12 protein-coding genes are annotated in these 19863 nt (G+C 70.2%); 6 read left to right on the top strand and 6 right to left on the bottom strand.

Annotated elements, in window-relative coordinates; genetic code table 11:
* Nucleotides 1–94: 94 nt before the first annotated feature.
* A complete protein-coding gene (locus tag K3N28_RS16315) occupies nt 95–2248 on the bottom strand; it encodes a (Fe-S)-binding protein (protein WP_228093609.1) in 2154 nt (717 codons plus the stop codon).
* Between the two features lie 224 nt (nt 2249–2472).
* Between K3N28_RS16315 and K3N28_RS16310 the strand changes: the two genes are divergently transcribed.
* The 5 genes from K3N28_RS16310 to K3N28_RS16290 all read left to right on the top strand — a co-directional run bounded on the left by K3N28_RS16310 (nt 2473) and on the right by K3N28_RS16290 (nt 10575).
* A complete protein-coding gene (locus K3N28_RS16310; RefSeq protein ID WP_228093608.1) occupies nt 2473–6093 on the top strand; it encodes a VCBS repeat-containing protein in 3621 nt (1206 codons plus the stop codon).
* A 369-nt stretch (nt 6094–6462) separates the two neighbouring features.
* The gene (locus K3N28_RS16305) at nt 6463–7536 is read left to right on the top strand and encodes an iron ABC transporter permease (RefSeq protein WP_228093607.1); all 1074 of its coding nucleotides are present in this window, start codon (nt 6463–6465) and stop codon (nt 7534–7536) included.
* Nucleotides 7533–8321, top strand: coding sequence for an ABC transporter ATP-binding protein (locus K3N28_RS16300; protein WP_228093606.1), 789 nt, complete (start codon nt 7533–7535; stop codon nt 8319–8321). Before K3N28_RS16305 ends, K3N28_RS16300 begins: the two co-directional genes overlap by 4 nt.
* Nucleotides 8318–9328 (top strand): ABC transporter substrate-binding protein, encoded by a 1011-nt coding sequence (locus K3N28_RS16295; RefSeq protein ID WP_228093605.1) that lies wholly within the window; start codon nt 8318–8320, stop codon nt 9326–9328. Before K3N28_RS16300 ends, K3N28_RS16295 begins: the two co-directional genes overlap by 4 nt.
* The gene (locus K3N28_RS16290; RefSeq protein ID WP_228093604.1) at nt 9325–10575 is read left to right on the top strand and encodes an MFS transporter; all 1251 of its coding nucleotides are present in this window, start codon (nt 9325–9327) and stop codon (nt 10573–10575) included. Before K3N28_RS16295 ends, K3N28_RS16290 begins: the two co-directional genes overlap by 4 nt.
* A gap of 22 nt (nt 10576–10597) precedes the next feature.
* Here K3N28_RS16290 and K3N28_RS16285 read toward each other — a convergent pair whose 3' ends face one another.
* The 5 genes from K3N28_RS16285 to K3N28_RS16265 all read right to left on the bottom strand — a co-directional run bounded on the left by K3N28_RS16285 (nt 10598) and on the right by K3N28_RS16265 (nt 16664).
* Entirely contained in the window at nt 10598–11680 is a 1083-nt protein-coding gene (locus K3N28_RS16285) for a LacI family DNA-binding transcriptional regulator (RefSeq protein WP_228093603.1), read from the bottom strand.
* Between the two features lie 31 nt (nt 11681–11711).
* Nucleotides 11712–13133, bottom strand: a complete 1422-nt coding sequence (locus K3N28_RS16280; protein ID WP_228093602.1) for a GH1 family beta-glucosidase — start codon at nt 13131–13133, stop codon at nt 11712–11714.
* Nucleotides 13133–14062, bottom strand: a complete 930-nt coding sequence (locus K3N28_RS16275) for a carbohydrate ABC transporter permease (RefSeq protein WP_228093601.1) — start codon at nt 14060–14062, stop codon at nt 13133–13135. The genes K3N28_RS16280 and K3N28_RS16275 overlap by 1 nt, the downstream gene beginning before the upstream one ends.
* Nucleotides 14059–14991 (bottom strand): carbohydrate ABC transporter permease, encoded by a 933-nt coding sequence (locus K3N28_RS16270; RefSeq protein ID WP_228093600.1) that lies wholly within the window; start codon nt 14989–14991, stop codon nt 14059–14061. The genes K3N28_RS16275 and K3N28_RS16270 overlap by 4 nt, the downstream gene beginning before the upstream one ends.
* Nucleotides 14992–15314: 323 nt before the next feature.
* Nucleotides 15315–16664 carry an ABC transporter substrate-binding protein gene (locus K3N28_RS16265; protein ID WP_228093599.1) on the bottom strand — a complete coding sequence of 450 codons (1350 nt, stop codon included), beginning with the start codon at nt 16662–16664 and terminating at the stop codon, nt 15315–15317.
* Nucleotides 16665–17182: 518 nt separating this feature from the next.
* Here K3N28_RS16265 and K3N28_RS16260 point away from each other — a divergent pair.
* Complete coding sequence (locus tag K3N28_RS16260) at nt 17183–19789, top strand: glycoside hydrolase family 48 protein (RefSeq protein ID WP_228093598.1); 2607 nt, start codon at nt 17183–17185, stop codon at nt 19787–19789.
* Nucleotides 19790–19863: the final 74 nt, after the last annotated feature.

Below are 19863 nucleotides of genomic sequence, written 5' to 3'. Positions count from 1 at the left end.
GGATTCGGGCGTTTCTCGGCCCCACTCTTCGAAACGGACAGACGAAGGACCCCCGATGCCGTGAGCGGCACGGGGGTCCGGGGTGAATCCGTCGTTACTCGTTCGTCGTCGCGGCGGCCGCTTCGGCTCGCTTCTCCTGGGTCCTCGCCAGCAGTTGCGCGATGTCGACGACCTCGACGTCCTCGCGGCCCGCGTCGGCCACGCCGTCGCGGAGCATCGTCGAGCAGAACGGGCAGCCCACGGCCACCGTGTTCGCCCCGGTCGCCACGGCCTCGTCGGCCCGCTCGCGGTTCACGCGCTTGCCCAGCGGCTCCTCCAGCCACATGCGGGCGCCGCCCGCGCCGCAGCAGAACGACTGCTCGGCGTTGCGCGGCATCTCGGTGACCTCCGCGAACGAACCGATCAGCTCCCTCGGCGGCGTGAAGATCCGGTTGTGCCGGCCCAGGTAGCACGGGTCGTGGTACGTCAGCTTGCCCTCGTGCTGCTCCACCGGCGTGATCTTGCCGGCGTTCACCAGGTCGTTCAACAGCTCGGTGTGGTGCACGACCTCGTACTTGCCGCCGAGCTCCTCGTACTCGTTGCCGATGGTGTTCAGGCAGTGCGGGCAGGTGGCGACGATCTTGACCGCGCCGACCTCGTTCAGCGTCTCGACGTTCTGCTCGGCGAGCATCTGGTACATGAACTCGTGCCCGATGCGCCGCGCCGAGTCGCCCGTGCAGGTCTCGGCCTCGCCGAGGACGGCGAACTTCACGCCCGCGTCGTGCAGGAGCGTCGCCACCGCGCGAGAGGTCTTCTGCGCCTTGGGGTCGTAGGCCCCGGCGCAGCCGACCCAGTACAGGTACTCCCAGTCGCCGCCGGATTCGGCGATCGGCACCTCGAAGTCGAGCGGCTCGGCCCACTTGAGGCGGTGGGCCGGGTTCTCGCCCCACGGGTTGCCCTTGTTCTCCAGGTTGCGCAGCATCGTCTGCCCCTCCTCGGGGAAGTCCGACTCCATCATCACCATGTTGCGGCGCAGGTCGAGGATGTGGTCGACGTGCTCGATGTCGACCGGGCACTGCTCCACGCACGCCCCGCAGGTCGTGCACGCCCACAGCACGTCGGGGTGGATCACCGAGCCGATGATGTTGATCTTCTCGTGCGGGTCCTCGCCGCCGCGCTCGGCCGCGATCTTGGCCGCCTTCAGGTACGGCGCCTGCTCGTACAGGTGGTCGCGCAGGTCGGTGACGAGCTTCTTCGGCGACAGGGGCTTGCCGGTGTTCCAAGCGGGGCACTGCGACTGGCAGCGGCCGCACTCGGTGCAGGTCGAGAAGTCGAGCAGGCCCTTCCACGAGAAGTCGCCGATGGTCGCGACGCCGAACGGCTGCGTCTCGGGGTCGGCGGTCTCGAAGTCGGCCGGTTCGCCGTCGATGAGCATCGGCTTGGCCGCGCCCAGGGAGACGGCGCCGTCGGCGTGCCGCTTGAAGTAGAGGTTGAAGAACGCGGTGACGCGGTGCCAGCCGATGCCCATCGACGGGACCAGCGCGAGGATGAGGAAGAACGTCCAGGAGACGATGATCTTCACGCCGGCCGTCACCGTGACGAGGGTGTGGAGCGACTCCTCGGACAGCCCCGACCACAGCGCCGCCAGCTGCGAGGAGATCGGCGAGGCCCAGGTCTGGTCGATGGCCCCCATCGCCCACTCGGCCGATCGGATCGTGAAGAAGCACAGCACGATCGCGAGGATCGTGGCCTCGATGTAGAAGGCCTGCCACTGGCGGGAGTTCTCGAACCGCGACGAGGACGACCGCTGCCCGGCTTCGGAGATCCGGCCCTGCGGCGGGACCTCGTGGAGCTTCGGCTGCCTGGCGATGCGGACGGCGAACAGCGCGAGGATGCCGAGCCCGGTGAGCGTCGCCATGATCTCGGAGACGAAGAGCCAGACCGACCAGTGCCCGACCCACGGGATCGTCCAGGTCGGGTTGAGCGTCTCCAGGTAGGCCTGGGCCAGGACCGGGAACAGCAGGAAGAACCCGAAGAACACGAGCCAGTGCGCGAGCCCGATCCAGGTCCACTTCAGCATCCTGGTGTGGCCGAGGGACTCCCGCAGCATGGTCTTCACCCGTGTGCCGCGGTCGCCCTTCCGGGTCTTGTCGGGCGTGCCGAGCCTGATGAGCTCGAGCAGACTGAGCCCGCCTCGGACGAACAGCCAGATGGCGACCGCGGTGTACGCGAACGCGACCGTGGCCGTGACGATTTGGACGACTCCCATGGCGACCTCTCGACGGTGCGGTGTTGCCGATCACGATACATGTTACTCAGCAGTAGCCAGTCTGTCGAACCGGACCGGCGCGCGGCCCGTCCGGGCCGGTCGAGTACGTTCCTCACTTCGGGCCCCGAACCACGTGCAACCGGTTCTACCCGAATCGCGTGTCATTGAAGCCGGTATTCGGCCATAAGTCCATTGCCCCTCGCGAACTCCCTCAGGACATCTGAATGAAGCAAGCTCCCCCCGAGAGGCTCCGCCGCCGCGGACGCGGCCGAGCGGCGACCGCCACCGCGGCCGTCCTCGGCGCGACCCTGGTGGCCTGCCCCGGCGGCACCGCCACGGCCCAGACCGACATCGACTGCGACGCACTCGGCGAAGACCCGTTGGCGTCCACCCTGGCCACTGCCTTCGCATCGGCCGCCGCCTGCGGTTTCGAAGTCCGTATCGGCAACCGCTCGGAGCCGTATTCGACGCTCTTCGTCACGCCCACGGGCCAGCTGCACTTGGAGGCCACGGCCGACCCGACCGGTTCGATCGGCGACGACGGCACGGTCGTCGATCCGACCCTGATGGACTTCCAAGGGTCGCTCGCCCAGACCGAATCTCCTTGGCCGTTCTGGCTCTATCACACCGATACGACGCAGCCGCTCTTCTACGCCTCGGGCGGCGCCCTGGAGTGGACCGGCGAGAAGCCGGCCGCCGCTTACGCGGACACCACCGCCGTTTACGACGAGCTGGCGGAGGGCCTCGATCTCAGTGTCGAAGTGGACGCCGCCTCCGCTGAACTGCGATTCTCGGTCGACAGCGCCGAGGCCTGGCATGCCCTCGCGACGGGGCTGATCCTTGAAGAGAGCTACGAAGCAGTTGTCGAAAACGACACGCTGCGCATGTACTCCGGCCCCGCTCCGGACAATGAGGAAGTCCGGACGACCCCGTTCGCCGCGCTCGACGCGGCAGGCGCCTTCAACGCGGTCGGACTCCAACTCGACGGCGACGCGCTCACGCTGAGCCTGTCCGAAAGCGTGCTCGACACCGCCGCATTCCCGCTGACGGTCACGACGCAATGGGCCTACAGCGGCTACGGCATCGGCGAGTGGGGCGTCGTCTCCTCCGCCGCCCCCGACCTCGCCGCCTACCGCGGCATCGGCGCGGGCACGAGCCTCCTCGAACACTCCGGCGGGAACGGCGACGCCGGGGTCGGCCCCTACTGCGATGCATTCGCCGCCGGCACCGACTGCGCGACACCCGCGAACGCGGCCTCGTACTGGAACTTCTACTCCTCGCTGAAGACGAACCATCTCCGCAAACCGGACACCAATTACCAGTGGTCCTTCCCGATCGACCAAGCGACCTTCTCCATCGACCTCGCTCCCGACGAGAACGGGATGTTCACCTGCCGCACGCCCGACCTGGTGCCGGTCGCCGACTACGGCACCACGGTCACTTGGAGCGAGCAGCCCGCCGCCACCGGGGATCCTGTGGCGGCGCGGTGCGAGGACGAGGTCGTCACCTACGACGTCACCGAGCCGGTGAACACCGCATGGGCCGACGCCACGGTCTCCTCGGAGGTCGCCTTCGGCATGCTCGAAAGCGCCGACACCGCGCGCTTCCACGGCGGTTCGGCCCGGCTCGACGTCTACTTCGACATCGTGGGCCTCATCGCGAACACCTTGTGCTCCACCTTCCCGGCCGATCCCGCCGCCACCCCCTTCACCGCCGACCGCGCGATCTATGCCCGAGGCTGGGGTGCCGATGTGATCGACCTCGACCTCAGTTGGACCGCCGTGGTCCGTGACTACGAGACCGGCGAGACGGCGCTCACGACCGACCCCGCTCCGGTGCCGGTGGAAGGCGGCAGGGTCGGAGCGATCCCGGAGGGACTCCCCGATGGCCGCTACGCCGTGGAGTACCAGTTGGTCTCCGGCGTGAACGGCTTCACGCACACGGCCCGCCCCTGCTACTTCGTCGTCGACACCGTGAGCCCCGAGTTCGTCGACGTCACCGGTGACGCGGGCCCGCTCTACGTCGGTGACAAGGCCACCATCGAGATCACCGTCGCCGACGCCGGATTCCCCGACGGCGTCAACGAGCTGAGGATCGACTGCCACTACCAAGACACCTGCGGAGGGGGATGGCCGCGCACGCTCGAAGCGGACACGGCCTTCTCCTTCGAAATCCCCCTCACCGAGGGCGGCAACCTCGTGGATCTCACACTGAGCGACCGGGCGGGCAACGAGGACCACCTCCAGCTCGACCTCAGGGCAAGTCACGACCGCAACGACTTCGACGGCGACGGCTACCAGGACCTGGTCGCAGCGCGCGAATCCGACGGGAGGCTCCTCCTCTACCCCGGCAACGGCGACGGCACGTTCGGCACTCCGGTCCCGCTCGCCACCGGCTGGAACAAGATGGACGTCGTCATGGCCGGCGACCTCACCAGCGACGGCGACCCCGACCTCCTCGCCCGCGACACGGCGACAGGGACCATGTACACCTACCCCGGCAACGGCGACGGCGCCTTCGGTTCCCGCATCAGGGTCGGCGGCGGCTGGAATGGGATGAGCCTCTTCACCTCAGGCGACGACTACGACAGCGTCGGCGCCGCCGGCGGCAGCCCGGACCTGCTCGCCGTCCGCAAATCGGACGGCAAGCTCTTCTACTACCCCGGCCTCGGCGACGGCACCTTCGGTGCGGCCACCGCCATCGGCACCGGCTGGAACTCCATGGACTCCCTGACGTCCGTGGGCGACCTGGGCTTCGATTCCCAGAACCAGCTCCTCGCCAGGGACAGCCGGACCGGCACTTACTACGTCTACACGGATTACGGCGACCGCACGTTCGAGCACCGGACCGCGCTGCCGAAGACCAGCGACGGCATTCCGATCACCGACCGCGTCTACACCGAGATCGCAGCGGCCGGAGACCAGGACGGCGACGGGTACATCGACCTCGTGGCGGTCGATTCGCGCACGGGTGAGCTGGTCCTGAACCCCCTCACAGGGGTCCGCAACCCAGCCGCCGACGAAGCGGCGGTCAGCACCGGCTGGGGTGCGATCCATCTGCCGACGTCCGACTCGGACCGCACCTACGACTACAACGGCGACGGCAAGACCGACGTGTTCGCGCGGCGCGGCTCTGACGGGAAGCTCTACTTCTACTCGGGGAACGGCTCGGGCGGTTTCGGGCCCATCGGCACCTGGGGCACGGGCCTCAAGACCATGAGCGTGATCGAGACCGCCGGCGATCTGAACGGCGACGGCTTCGCCGATCTGATCGGGCGGGTCGCCTCGAACGGCGAGCTCTACCTCTACCCCGGCAACGGGCAGGGGGGCCACAGTGCGCCGATCCGGATCGGTACCGGCTGGAACGCGATGAGCGCCATCGTGTCCGGGCACGACTTCAACGGCGACGGCACGGTCGACGTGCTCGCCCGCGAGAAGTCGACCGGGTACCTGTGGCTGTACGCGGGCAGGGGCAACGGCGCCATCGGCTCGCGCGTGAGGATCGGGACCGGTTGGAACTCGATGCGGGAGATCACGGCCGCCGGGGACCTGAACCACGACGGCCACGCCGACGTGATCGCGATCCGCAGTTCGGACAACTGCATGTACTTCTATGCCGGGAGAGGGAACGGCACGCTGACGCCCGCCGTCCAGATCAGCTGTCACTGGGTCGGGTACGACTCGGTGGCCGCCGTCGGGGACTTCAACGGCGACGGGCACGCCGACTGGCTCGCCCGGCGGCAGTCCGACGGGTCCCTGTACCTCTACAAGGGCAACGGCGCCGGCGATTTCGGTGCACGCACTCAGATCCAGACCGGCTGGAGCTGGGCCAACGCCATCGCCTGATCCGCAGCGGCAGCAGTGAGAGGGCCCGGCTTCGATCGAAGCCGGGCCCTCTCACCTGTGTCATAACTGGACACGCGGAAGGCGGCGTGCCGAAGGCCGTCGCGATCGATGCCCTCGGCCGACGCGCCGCACCGCATGACCGGCCCCGACCTCCTCCTGCGTACGCGGTGCTCGGTGGCCACCCGTTCCCCTCGCTCCCACCCGGCTCCGGCAGCGCGGTGACGTGCGGCTGGCAGGGGAGCGCCGCGGGGGCTGTGGCGCAGCACGCTCACGCGTATATGAGTAATGAGATCCGTTTTCATTCTTAGTAAGGTCGGGACGGCCGCGGGTCCCCGCCCGCGGTCGTCCCTTCGACCCCGAGCAGGATCCGTGACCGCCACCCGCCCCGCCTCCCGCACCGCAAGCCGGGCCGCGCCCTTCGCGACCGCTGCGCTGCTCGCCGCCCTCGTCGGCGTGCTGGTCGTCTCCGGCGCGACGGGAACCGTCGACGTCACCTTCGCCGAGTCGTTCCAGCTCATCACCGGGCACCTGCTGCCCGGCATGCCCTGGATGGCCGACGGGAGCCTCACGCCGCTGCAGGACCAGGCCGTCTGGCGGTTCCGCCTGCCCCGCACGCTGCTCGCCGGGATCGCCGGCGCCGGGCTCGCGCTCGCCGGGGCGCTCATGCAGGCGCTCGTCCGCAACCCGCTCGCCGAGCCCTACCTGCTCGGCGTCTCCGCCGGGGCCGGCCTCGGCGCGGTGCTCGTCATCACCTCGGGGGCCGCGGCAGTCGGATTGACGCTCAGCGGAGCGGCCTTCGCGGGCGCGCTGGGCGCCGCCGTGGCCGTCTCCCTCCTGGCCCGGCAGGGCGGGCTCATCGCACCGACCCGGCTGATCCTCGCCGGTGTCGCGCTCGGCTCGCTGCTCAGCGCCGTCACCAGCTACCTGACCATCACCACTGAAGCGCAGAACGTCTTCAGCATCCTGTTCTTCCTCCTGGGCAGCGTCGCCGCCGCCACGTGGAGCCAGCTGGCCGTGCCCGCGGCGGTGCTCGGCGCGGTGTGGGCGTTCGCCCTCCTGCGCAGCCGATCGCTCAACGCCCTCCAGGTCGGCGACGAGACCGCCACCGCGCTCGGGGTCGACGTCAACCGCTTCCGCAGCCAGCTGCTCGTCGCCTGCGCCCTGCTGACCGGCGCCGTCGTCGCGGTCAGCGGCGGCATCGGCTTCGTCGGGCTCGTCATCCCGCACATCAGCCGCATCGCCGTCGGCGGCGACCACCGGCGGATGCTGCCCGTCGCCGTGCTCGGCGGCGCCGTCTTCCTCATGGCCGCCGACCTCGCCGCCCGCACCGCCGCGTCCCCCACCGAGATCCCCATCGGCATCGTCACGGCCGTGGTCGGCGCCCCGTTCTTCCTGTGGCTCATGCGAAGGGGGCGCGCCGCGGGCGCGGGGATGCACCGATGAAGATCGCGATCAAGGACGTGTCCATCGACCTCGGCGGCCGCCGCGTCGTCGACCGCGTGTCGCTCGAAGTCGCCAGCGGCGGCAGACTCGCGCTGCTGGGACCGAACGGGTCCGGCAAGTCCACGCTGCTGCGCAGCCTCTACCGGCTGCACCGGCCCGCCTCGGGGACCGTCCTCGTCGGCGGGGACGACCTGTGGCGCTTGAGCGCCCGCGCCTCGGCGCAGCGCGTCGCCGTCGTCGCCCAGGAGAGCGCCGCCGAGCACGACCTCACCGCCTTCCAGGTCGTCATGCTCGGCCGCGTCCCCCACCAGCGCGGCTTCGGCGCCGACGGCCCCGCCGACCTCGCCGCCGCCGAGGCCGCCCTCGGGCGGGTCGGGGCCCTCGACCTCGCCGACCGGCCGTTCGCGGTGCTCTCCGGCGGCGAGAAGCAGCGGATCCTCCTGGCGCGCGCCATCACCCAGGACTGCCCGGTGCTCGTGCTCGACGAACCCACCAACCACCTCGACGTGACCTTCCAACTCGAACTCATGCAACTCGTCGCCGACCTCGGACTCACCACCATCGCCGCACTCCACGACCTCAACCTCGCCGTCGAATACTGCGACCGCGTCGCCGTGCTCCAAGACGGCCGCCTCATCGCCTCCGGCGATCCCGACGACGTGCTCACCGCCGACCTCATCGCCGAGGCCTTCGCGGTGCGCGCCGACCGGCTCGCCCACCCCGCCACCGGCAGGCCCCACTTCGCCCTCAGCCCACTCGAACCCGAGAGGAACACCGCCCCATGACCACCCGACCCGCGCGGCGCACCGCCGCCGCCTTCACCGCCCTCGGCGCGCTCGTCGCCCTGAGCGCCTGCGGCTCCGACGTCGCCGACGCCGGCGCCGACAGCGCCGCCGCCGCGCTCACCATCGAGAACTGCGGCCGCGAGATCACCGTCGACGGCCCGCCGCAGGCGATCGTGGGCCTCAGCCCCACCCAGACCGAGCTGCTCATCCGGCTCGGCCTCGCCGACCGCATCGTCGGCCAGGCGCAGACCGCCACCGCACCCCTCAGCGAGGACATCGCCGACCAGGCCGCCGACATCCCCGTCCTCAGCGAGGACGCCCCGCCGACCCGCGAAGTGCTCCTGGACGCCGAGCCCGACTTCGTCTACGCCCCCACCGACTACGAGTTCACCGCCGAGCAGGGCTTCGCCAGCCACGAGCAGCTCGCCGAGGCCGACGTCGCCGCCTACACGGCCACCGGCGGCTGCCCCGACCGCCGCATGGAGGGCACCGTGAGCGACCTGTTCACCGACCTGTCCAACCTCGGCGCCGTCTTCGAAGTCGAGGAGGCGGCCGAAGCGCTCGCCGCCGACGCCGAGGCGACGCTCCAGGACGTCCACGCCCGCACCGAAGGGCTCGAACCGCCCACGGTCGCCCAGGTCTACGTCGAAGGCGAGGCGCTCACCGCGATCGGCGCCGGCATCGAATACGACATCATCCGCCAGGCCGGCGGCGAGAACGTCTTCGGACCCGACGACCCCGAGTTCGCCTCCTTCTTCGCCGCCCAGATCAACCCCGAGGCCCTCGCCGCCGCCGACCCGGAGGTGATCGTCTTCGCCGTCAACGGCCCCGAGCACGAGGCCGCCACCCGCGACTACCTGCAGCGGACGCTGCCCGAGGTGAGCGCCGTGGCGAACGACCGCCTCGTCGTCATCTCCAGCTCCGACGTCTACCCCGGCTCGCTCGGCAACATCGACGCCGTGGCCGCGGTCGCGGCCGGCCTGTACCCCGAGGCGTTCGGGGCATGACCCGGACCCGGCGGGCGGGCCGCGAGCTGCTCGCCCTCCCCGGATTCCGCCGCTGGTACGCCGCGCGCATGACCAGCCTCGCCGGCACGGCCGCCTCCGGGGTGGCCGTGCCGATGCTGGTCTGGGAGCGGACGGGATCCGCCACGGCCACCGCGGCCGTCTCCGGCCTCGCCGTCGCCCCGTACCTGGTGTTCGGGCTGCCGGCGGGGGCGCACGCCGACCGCGTGGACCGGCGGCGGCTCATGGTCGGCGCCGAGGCCCTCGCCGCGGCGCTGCTCGCCACGGTGCCGGTCGCGTTCCTGCTCGGCGCCGGCTCGACCGCTCACGTGCTCGCGGTGGTGGCCGCCGCCGGGTCGGCGTTCGTGTGGTTCGACGCCGCCGCCTTCGGAGCCCTGCCCCAGATCGTCGGCAAGGCGCGCCTGCAGCAGGCGAACTCGCTGATCTTCGCCACCTCGACGGTCGTCGGCATCGCCGCGCCCGCCCTCGCGGCGGTCCTCGCCGCCCTCACCTCGCCGGCGGCCGTCATCGGGATCGACGCGCTGACGTTCGCCGTCTCGGCGTTCCTGCTGCGGCGGCTCGCCCTGCCCGGACGGGCCGCGTCCCGCTCGGCGAGCGTCCGCGCCGACATCGCGGAGGGCCTGCGCTTCATCTGGTCCGAGCACCGGATCCGGGCGCTCACCTTCGCGGGCTTCGGGATCGCGTGCTCCGGCGGCGGCGCGCTCGGCCTCATCGTCGTCCACGCCGACGAACTCCTCGACGTGGACGACTGGCGGCTCGGACTCCTCTACAGCGCCACCGCCGCCGGATCGCTCCTCGGCGCGCTGCTGCTGCGCCGCCTGACCTCCCGGCTCGGCTACGGGCGCACCTCGATCGCCGTCTACGCGCTCGAACTCGCCATGATCCTCGCCCTGGCGACGGCCGGACCCGGCGGACTCGGGCTCGCCCTGCTGCTCTGGGTCGCCTGGGACTTCGCGCACACCGCGGCCGTCGTCAACGGCATCACCGTCCGCCAACTGCTCACCCCGGACGACCTGCAGGGCCGGGTCAACACGACCGGACGCATGATCGCCTGGGGCGGCGCGCCCTTCGGGGCGCTCGCGGCCGGAGTCCTCGCCGACCGGGTCGGGGTCCAGTCGGCCTATCTGCTCCTCGCGCTCCCCGTCGCCGCCGGGACCGCGGTGCTGCTGGCCTCGCCAGTCACGCGGCTCCGGACGATCGCGACCGAAGCCGCGCCGTCGCAGTCCTGAGCGGCGCCACCGCGCCGGGCCCTCAGGCCGACTGGCGGACCACGATCCTCGTGCCGAGGATGGTGACCAGCGGTCCCGCCTCCTCGCCGCGGATGCGGCCGCACAGCAGCCGCGCCATCTCGCGGCCCATCGTCTCGGTCGGCTGGTGCACCGTCGTCAGCGGCGGCTCGGCCACCTCCGCGAGCGGCGAGTCGTCGAACCCGACCAGCGCCAGGTCCTCGGGGACGCGGATGCCCCGCTCCCGGGCCACGCGGAGCGTCGCGATCGCGAGGGGGTCGGAGTGCGCGAACACCGCGTCGAGGTGCCCGGCGCCGTCGAACAGGGCGCGGGCGGCCTTGATGCCGCTCGCCTCGTCGAAGCCCTCGGCCACCGAGACCAGCGACTCCTCGACGGGCAGCCGGTGGCCGCGCAGGCCGTCCCGGTAGCCGCTGAGGCGGTCGACGCCCACGGCCATGTCCTGCGGGCCCGCGACGAGGCCGATCCGCTTGTGGCCCTTCTCGGCCAGGTACTCCACGGCCTGGCGCGCCCCGGACCGGTTGTCGCAGTCGACGTACGCGATCGGCCGGAACCCGACGGGCGTGCCGCAGAGCACGATCGGGATCCCGGCGTCCTCCAGCCGCTCGGGCAGCGGGTCGCCCGAGTGGCTGGAGACCATCATGACGCCGTCGACGTGCTGGCCCATGAGGTAGGACTCGAGGTCGTCCCGGTTGCCGTCACGCGGCGCGAACGTGAGCATCAGCCGCATGTTCTCCTCGGCGAGCTGCTCGGTGATCCCGCGCAGCACCCCCGCGAAGAACGGCTCGCTCCACAGCCACTCCTGCGACTCGGTGACGACGAGCGCCACCGTGTCCGTCCGCTGGGTGACGAGGGTCCTGGCCGCCTGGTTGGGGACGTACCCCAACTCCTTGATCGCGGCCAGGACCGCCGCCCGGGTGTCTTCGGCGACTTTGGGGGAGCCGTTGATGACGCGCGAGACGGTCCCGCGCCCGACGCCCGCATGCCGGGCGACCGTGTCGAGCGTCGGCCGGCCGCCGCTGCGCCTGCGGCCGGATCGCTCGACCTTCACCGGCATCGGCTCGCCGCGCACCTGTTGGGTCTCGGTCATCGTGCATCACCTCGGGCTCGGTTGCGTGGAACTATTCTGCCTCACGGTTCGTACGCGCGCGTCGCACCAGGTCGCCGTACCAGTGGCCGGAGTCCTTGATCGTGCGCTCGCCGGTCTCGAAATCGACGTAGACGAGTCCGAACCGCTTGGTGTAGCCCCAGGCCCACTCGAAGTTATCGGCCAGTGACCAGGCGAAATAGCCCACGAGCGGGACCCCGGCCTCGACGGCGTCGGCGCACGCGGCCAGGTGGGCCTGCACGTACTCGAGCCGTTCGGGGTCGTGGATCGCGCCGTCCTCGATCTTGTCGGGGAAGGCCGCGCCGTTCTCGGTGACCGCGAGGGCCACCTCCGGGTAGCCGGTGTGGAGGCGCACCAGCATCTGGGTGAGCCCGGCCGGCTCGATCTCCCAGCCCATGTCGGTGACGGGGAGCCCGGAGGAGACGAAGCCGATGTGCTCGTTGGCCGGCCATGCCGATCCCGCGCCGGTGGGGGCCGCGGAAGCGGAGGTCGCACCGCCGTTACCGGTAACGGTGAAACGGCTGTAGTAGTTCACCGACAGCACGTCGATCGGCGCGTGGATGAGGGCCATGTCCCCGTCCTCGACGAACGAGAAGTCGGTGACGGCCTTGAAGTCCTCGACGATGTCCTCGGGGTAGACCCCGCGCAGGGCCGCGTCGGTGAACCAGCGGTTCTGGACGCCGTCGACCCGGCGCGCGGCGTCGAGGTCGACGGGGGCGTCGCTCGCGGCGTGCACGGGGTAGAAGTTCAGCCCGATGCTCACGACCGCGTCCGGGTCCGCGGCCTTGATGGCGCGGGCGGCGAGGCCGTGGCCGAGCATGAGGTGGTGGGCCGCGGCGATCGAGGCGGCCGGTTCGCGCCGCCCGGGGGCGTGCTCGCCCGAGGCGTACCCGAGGAACGCGGCGCACCAGGGCTCGTTCACGGTGATCCAGTGCTTGACGCGGTCGCCCAGGGCCTCGTGGGCGATCCGCGCGAACTCGCCGAAGCGCTCGGCGGTGGCCCTCTCGGGCCACCCGCCGGCGTCTTCGAGGGTCTGCGGGAGGTCCCAGTGGTAGAGGGTGATCCACGGGGTGATGTCCTCCGCGAGGAGGGCGTCCACCAGCTTGGAGTAGTAGGTCAGGCCGGCCTGGTTGACCCGGCCGTCCCCGTCGGGGCAGATCCGGGGCCACGACAGGGAGAACCGGTAGCTGCCGAGCCCGAGGGCCTTGATGGTGGCGACGTCGCCGGCGATGTTGCGGTAGGAGTCGATCGCCGTGTCGCCGTTGGACCCGTCGACCACCCGGCCCGGTTCGTTGACGAACCGGTCCCAGATGGACTTCCCGCGCCCGTCGGCGTCGGTCGAGCCCTCGACTTGGTAGGAGGAGGTCGCCGCGCCCCATGCGAACGCGGTTGGAAATCTGGACGCGAGCGCGTCCTCGTCGATCGGTGTGCTCATTACTTCGTGGAACCTTCCATGATGCCGCTGACGATCTGCCGTCCGAACACGACGAACAGGATCGCTATGGGAATGATCGAGATCAGCGTGCCGGTGAAGATCATCGACAGGTCCGCTGACCACGTGGCGGTGGAGATCTGCCGGATGGCGATCTGAATCGTGGGGTTCTCGTTGCTCAGCACCATGAACGGCCACAGGAACTCGTTCCAGTTGAGCATGAAGGTGAGCAGTCCGAGCACCACCATCGCCGGGCGCAGGGCGGGGAGCACGATCCGCCACCAGATGCCGATCGTGGAGGCGCCGTCGATGCGGGCGGCCTCGATGATCTCGTCGGGGACGGCCTGCTCGACGTACTGGCGCATCATGAAGATCCCGAACCCGTTGACCAGGAACGGCAGGATCACCGCCTGCAGCGTGTCGAGCCATTCGAGTTCGACCATCACCATGTACAGCGGCACGATGCCCAGCTGCTGGAGCGGCACCATCATGGAGAACAGGACCGTGGCCATGAGGATCTTGGAGCCGCGGAACCTGAGCTTGGCGAACGCGAAGCCGCCGAGGGTCGAGATGAGCACCACCGAGAAGGTGACGGTGCCGGTGATGATGAGCGAGTTCCGCAGGCCCAGCAGGAGGTTGGCCTCGGGGTTGGTGAGGGCGTCCTGGATGTTCTGGCCGAGGTTGCCGCCGGGGATCAGGGCGGGGGGGAAGCCCGAGGCGTCCGAGGAGATCCGCGAGGCGATGACGATCATCCAGTAGAGCGGGAAGATCGAGAGCAGCGCGACGCCGATGAGGCCCAGGCGCGTCAGCATCGAGGGGGCGAAGAGCCCTTCGCCGGACTCGACCTCGCGCTTGCGGCGCTTGCGCGCGGGCTGCTCCTCCGGGGCCTCGGGAACCGGGGGAAGCGGGCTGGGGGCGGTGGCGGTGCTCATTTGTTCCCCTGGATGCGGTTGACGACGAGGAAGTTGATGATGGCGACCACGGCGATCACCAGGAACAGGAGCCAGCCGGCCGCGGCGGAGATGCCGTAGTTGCCGTGGCTGCGCAGGATGTCGACCAGGACCATCGCGGTGGTCTGGAACTGGCCGTTCGCGCCGCCGTCGAGTCGTCCGCTGCCGAACATCATGGGCTCGACGAACAGGGTCATGCCGCCGACGGAGGAGACGAAGACGGTGAAGATGATGACGGGCTTGAGCTGCGGGACGGTGATCTTCCAGAACTGCTGGCGGGCCGTGGCCCCGTCGACCGTCGCGGCCTCGTACAGGTTCCTGGGGATGGTCTGCATGGCGGCCAGGTAGATCAGGGCGTTGTAGCCCATCCAGCGCCAGTCCACCATGGATGAGATGGCGAACCAGGAGGAGAGGCGGCCGACCTGCCAGTTGACCCCCTCGAGGCCGATGAATTCGAGGAAGCCGTTGACCATGCCGTACTGCTCGCCCCAGATGCGGGCGAAGATGACGCCCACGGCGACCACGGAGGTCACGATCGGGGCCAGTACGAGCATGCGCCACATCATGGGGCGGCGCAGGCGCTTGTTGAGGGCGTTGGCGACCATGAGCGCGCAGACCAGCTGCGGGATCGTCGCCATGACGAACATGCCGAGCGTGTTGAGGACCGACCAGTTGAAGCGGTCGTACTGGGTGAGGAGGAACGTGTAGTTGTCGAGGCCGACGAACTCGCGGGTGGGGTTCCCGAGCTTCCAGGCGTGCATCGAGGCGTACAGCGTGTACACCATCGGGAACAGGCCGAAGACGGCGAACAGGATGAAGTAGGGGGCGACCAGCGCGTACGGCGTGGCTTTGACGTCGGCGCGGGTGAGCCGCTGACGCCAGCTCAGGCCCGGTGCGGTGCGGGTGGTCATGGATGCTTCCTTGTCGTCACGGCGAACGCTTGCGGTGGGCCGCGGGTCGGCCGCCCTGCGGTGCCGGTTCCGCCGGGGCGGAGCTTCGGGGGGAGCCGGCCCGCCGCGGGTTGGGGCGCGGCGGGCCGACACGGTGCCGCCGAGGGGGACCGGGTCCTGGGGCGGTCCGCCGGACCGATGCGGGGAACGGTCGGGCGGCGGTCCCGCTGCTCGGCGGCACTGGGTCGAGCGGCGCTGAGTCCGAAGGGGTTCGGCCTCAGCGGCACCGGACCCGGGGCCGGTCCCGGCGGCGGCAGGTGCCGCCGGGCCGACCCGCGGGAGGCCTACAGGCCGGAGCCCGCGAGTTGGATCGCCTCTTCCGCGGCCGACTCGATCTGCGGCCAGGCCTCGTCAGGCTGGAAGGTGCCGTCGACGACGCCGTTGAGCACGCCTTCGACCGCGTTCTTCACCGGCGGGTGGTAGTACGAGTACTCGAGGGGCGGGAAGCTCTGCACCGAGGCGCCGATGATCTGGCCGACCGGGGCGCCGCTGAAGTACTCGTTGGTGGAATCGGCGACCTTCGGGTCCGCCTGCGCCTCAGGCGAGGACGGGAAGTTGCCGACGGCCTCGAAGACCTTGATCTGCTGCTCCGGGGCGGTCAGCCACGCGGCCAGTTCGGCGGCCTCCTCGGGGTGCTCGGACTGGGCGGGGACCGCCAGCCACGAACCGCCCCAGTTGCCGGCCACGCCGGGCGCGGCGGCCATGTCCCACTTGCCGGCGTTCTCTTCACCCGAGTTCTGGGCGATGACGCCGCCGGCCATCCAGCCGGGGCACGGCATGACGGCGTAACCGCCCTCGGCCATGCCCGCCATCCACTCTTCGCTCCAGGAGACGAAGTTGCCGATGGCGCCCATCTCCTCGAGCTGGAGGATGGTGTTGACCGAGGTCTGCGCCGCGGCGGAGTCGAGGGTCAGGTTGCCGTCGGCGTCGACGTACATCTGGCCGTCGCCGGTGCCGGCTAGCTGTCCCAGGAGCATGTTCTGCAGCTGGGTCGGGCCGTCGAGGAACGCGGCGTCCACACCGGAGTCGACGAACTGCTGGGCGACGGCCTTGAAGCCGTCCCAGTCGGCCCAGGCGGCGGCGACCTCTTCGCGGTCGGTCGGCAGGCCGGCCTCGGCGAAGATGTCGCTGCGGTAGCACATGCCCATGCCGCCGACGTCGGTGCCGAAGCCGACGAGCTTGCCGTCGGGCGTGTGGCCGAGGTCCCACTTCCACTCGACGTAGTCGGCGGAGCGGTCCGAGTAGTCGGCGCCCAGGTCGTACCAGTGGTCGGGGTTGCTGAAGAGCTGGACGACGCCCTGCTCGTCGATGCCGACCACGTCGCCGGCGCCGGAGCCGGTCTCGAGGTTGGTCTCCAGGGTGGGACGGAACTCCTGGTCGAAGTTGACGCCGTCGCCTTCGATGACGACGTCGATGTTGTCGTGGAGGGCCTCGTACTCGGCCTCCAGGCCCGCTTCGGTGTAGCCGAAGGTGCCGAACACGGAGACGGTGAGCTGGATCTTGCCGTCTTCGGTGGTGCCGCCGTCGCCGCCGTCGCCGTCGTCGCTGCCGGAGCAGGCGGCGGTGACCGCGAGCGCCCCCGCGGCGACGGCCGCGAGGGCCACCCTGCCGTGCTGTCGTTTGAGGAGATGCATCTTCAGTGGTTCCTTCCAGGCGCCTCGGCGGCGCCGCGTTTTCACAGAGGGGCTATGAGGGAATCGATTGCGTTGCCACGACTCGCGGTAGCGAGGCGGGGCGCCGTGGATCCACAGCGCCCCGCGACTGAAACCGCCGAGGCGTACGCCCTTGGGAGCGATACCAGGATCGTACGGGAGCGTGTTCTACAGCGCAAGCCCGGGTGTGAGGGTCGTTACTCGCTTGTTACGCCGCTGTCCATCGCTGATAAATCGAAGGTCGCAGATTCATAACTATGAAAGCGGATGACCAGGGCATTGAGCTGGAAAAATGTTTGCCAAATCAGAGCCGGCCCGGCCGTCTGCGTAGAAATTTAGAGATGTCGATGTATTGACATACAGGGATGACGCTTGGGAGCATGGCCTGGGAGCGCTTCCGCAACGCGGTCCGTTTCGTTCCACTCGTGCGGTTCGAAGCGGCTCGACCCGGCATGAGCGCTCCCACGGAAACGGACACACCACCCACAGGAGTAGCCATAATGGAACTCGACAATCTGGCCCCGCCGCGGCCCCGGCGCCGATGGCGCCGTGCCGCGGCGGTGACGCTGCCGGTCGCCCTCGTGGGGACCCTCGCCGCGGTGGCCGCACCCCAGGCATTCGCCGCCCAGTACTGCGGCGGGGTCCAATACAACGTCATCTCCACGTGGGGCGGGGGCTTCCAGGCCAACGTCGTCATCACGGCGGGCGACGCCGGCCTCAACGGCTGGGACCTGGAATGGGACTTCCCGTCCGGCACCCAGGTCACCAACGCGTGGAACGTCGACTGGAGCCAGAGCGGGAGCCACTTCACCGGCTCCGACGTGGGCTGGAACGGGTCGATCGCCAGCGGCCAGTCCCGCGAGGTCTTCGGCTTCATCGGCTCGGGCTCCGCCACGGCGCCCACCGGCGTCAAGGTCAACGGCGAGTCCTGCGACGGCTCCACCACCGACCCCGAGCTGACGGTCTCGCGTTCGAACGTCGTCGTCGAGGCCGGGGCCACGGCCTCGGTCGACGTCGGCTTCTCGGCCGCCACCGACTCGGCCGCCACGGTCACCACCGCCCGGACCTCCGGTTCGAGCGCCATCTCGGTGTCCGCCGGCGGTTCGCTCAGCTTCGCGGCGGGCGACAGCGCGCCCAAGCCGGTCACCTTCAGCGCGAGTGCCGACGCGGCCCCCGGCGACTCGGCGACCTTCACGGTCTCCTCGCCCGGGTACGAGTCGCTCCAGGTGGTCGTCACCATCGCCGACCTCGGCGAGGTCACGCAGAACGAGGAGCGCTTCCTCGAGATGTACGACCAGCTCACCGGGCCGGACTCGCCGTACCTGCACGAGACGGGCGTCCCCTACCACTCGGTGGAGGAGCTCATCGTCGAGGCGCCGGACTACGGTCACCAGACCACCTCGGAGGCCCTGAGCTACCTGATGTGGCTCGAGGCCGCCTACGGGCAGGTCACCGGCGACTGGTCGGGGTACAACGAGTCCTGGGACATCACCGAGCAGTACGCGATCCCGGACCTGAACCCGACCTCGTACGACCCGAACTCCCCGGCCTCCTACGCGCCCGAGTCGGGCGACGTGACGGACTATCCGACGCAGCTGGACTTCGACGCGTCGGTCGGTTCGGACCCGATCGGGGCGGAGCTGCGCAACACTTACGGCTCCAACCAGATCTACGGCATGCACTGGCTCCTGGACGTCGACAACGCCTACGGCTTCGGCGAGTGCGGCGACGGGACGACCGAGCCGGCGTACATGAACACCTTCCAGCGCGGCTCGCAGGAGTCGACGTGGGAGACGATCGGGCACCCGTCGTGCGAGACCTTCGACTTCGGCGGTCCGAACGGCTTCCTCGACCTGTTCGTGGGCGACTCGCAGTACTCGCGGCAGGAGCGCTACACCGCGGCTCCCGACGCCGACGCGCGCGCCATCCAGCTCGCCTGGACCGCCCAGCAGTGGGCGGCCGAGCAGGGCCAGGAGTCGGCGGTCAGCGAATCGGTGGACCGGGCGTCCAAGATGGGCGACTTCCTGCGGTACGCGTTCGCGGACAAGTACTTCAAGCAGATCGCGGGCGACTGCATCGGCATCGACAACTGCCCTGACGGCAACGGCAAGAACTCGTTCCACTACCTGCTCTCCTGGTACTACTCCTGGGGCGCGGGCATGAACGGCGACTGGTCGTTCCGCATCGGCGGTTCCGGCGTCCACCAGGGCTACCAGAACCCCATGGCCGCGTACGCCCTCTCCGAGGGCGGCCTCGAGCCCGACTCGCCGACCGCGGCGAGCGACTGGGCCAAGAGCCTCGACGCTCAGCTGGACTTCCTGGAGTGGCTCCAGGTTCCGGCCGGGTCGCCGGGCGCCGGCGCGATCGCGGGCGGGGCGACGAACAACTGGGGCGGCCACTACGGCAACCCCACGACCTCGGCCGAGCACGCGGGCCTGTACTACGACGAGCAGCCGGTCTGGCACGACCCGCCGTCGAACCGCTGGTTCGGCTTCCAGGCGTGGGGCATGGACCGCGTGGCGCAGTACTGCCAGGTCACCGGTGACGCCCGCGCCTGCGAGATCCTCGACGACTGGGTCGCTTGGGCCCTGTCCGAGAGCGAGATCAGCGCGACGGACTACAGCATCCCCGGCGACCTGGAATGGAACGGCGAGCCCGGTGCGGGCCTGTCCGCTTCGGTGACCAGCATGTCCAAGGACCCGGGTGTGGCCGGCGCGTTCGCGAAGATCCTGTCGTACCACGCCGCCGCCACCGGTGACACGGCCTCGCAGACGGCCGCGTCGAACCTGCTGGACGCGCTGTGGGCCGTCAACGACGGCATCGGCGTGACCCAGACCGAGGCGCGGGCCGACTACTGCCGCTTCGGCGACGAGGTCTACATCCCCGAGGGCTGGACGGGCACCATGCCGAACGGCGACGTACTGGAGAACGGCGTCACGTTCATCGAGACGCGTTCGTTCATGCGCGACTTCGAGGGCTGGGACCAGGTCCAGGCGTACATCGACGGCGGTTGCACGGGCCCCGCTCCGGAGTTCGACTACCACCGCTACTGGCACCAGGTGGAGGTGGCGACGGCGTTCCAGACGTACGCCCTGCTCTTCGAGTGAGCGCGAAGGCCCCGCGGCGCATGCCGGCGGAGCCGTGAACGGGCGGCGCCCGGTGACCAAGCCGGGCGCCGCAC

It is taken from the genome of Glycomyces sp. TRM65418, assembly GCF_019710475.1.
Taxonomy (GTDB): Bacteria; Actinomycetota; Actinomycetes; order Mycobacteriales; family Micromonosporaceae; genus Glycomyces.
Note: the sequence above shows the minus strand (reverse complement) of the source record. Positions and strands in the feature narration are given on the sequence as shown.

Coding starts and splice junctions, on each gene's coding strand:
- K3N28_RS16315 (WP_228093609.1), bottom strand. CDS start 2,248: ATGGGAGTCGTCCAAATCGTCACGGCCACGGTCGCGTTCGCGTACACC.
- K3N28_RS16310 (WP_228093608.1), top strand. CDS start 2,473: ATGAAGCAAGCTCCCCCCGAGAGGCTCCGCCGCCGCGGACGCGGCCGA.
- K3N28_RS16300 (WP_228093606.1), top strand. CDS start 7,533: ATGAAGATCGCGATCAAGGACGTGTCCATCGACCTCGGCGGCCGCCGC.
- K3N28_RS16295 (WP_228093605.1), top strand. CDS start 8,318: ATGACCACCCGACCCGCGCGGCGCACCGCCGCCGCCTTCACCGCCCTC.
- K3N28_RS16290 (WP_228093604.1), top strand. CDS start 9,325: ATGACCCGGACCCGGCGGGCGGGCCGCGAGCTGCTCGCCCTCCCCGGA.
- K3N28_RS16285 (WP_228093603.1), bottom strand. CDS start 11,680: ATGACCGAGACCCAACAGGTGCGCGGCGAGCCGATGCCGGTGAAGGTC.
- K3N28_RS16280 (WP_228093602.1), bottom strand. CDS start 13,133: ATGAGCACACCGATCGACGAGGACGCGCTCGCGTCCAGATTTCCAACC.
- K3N28_RS16275 (WP_228093601.1), bottom strand. CDS start 14,062: ATGAGCACCGCCACCGCCCCCAGCCCGCTTCCCCCGGTTCCCGAGGCC.
- K3N28_RS16270 (WP_228093600.1), bottom strand. CDS start 14,991: ATGACCACCCGCACCGCACCGGGCCTGAGCTGGCGTCAGCGGCTCACC.
- K3N28_RS16265 (WP_228093599.1), bottom strand. CDS start 16,664: ATGCATCTCCTCAAACGACAGCACGGCAGGGTGGCCCTCGCGGCCGTC.
- K3N28_RS16260 (WP_228093598.1), top strand. CDS start 17,183: ATGGAACTCGACAATCTGGCCCCGCCGCGGCCCCGGCGCCGATGGCGC.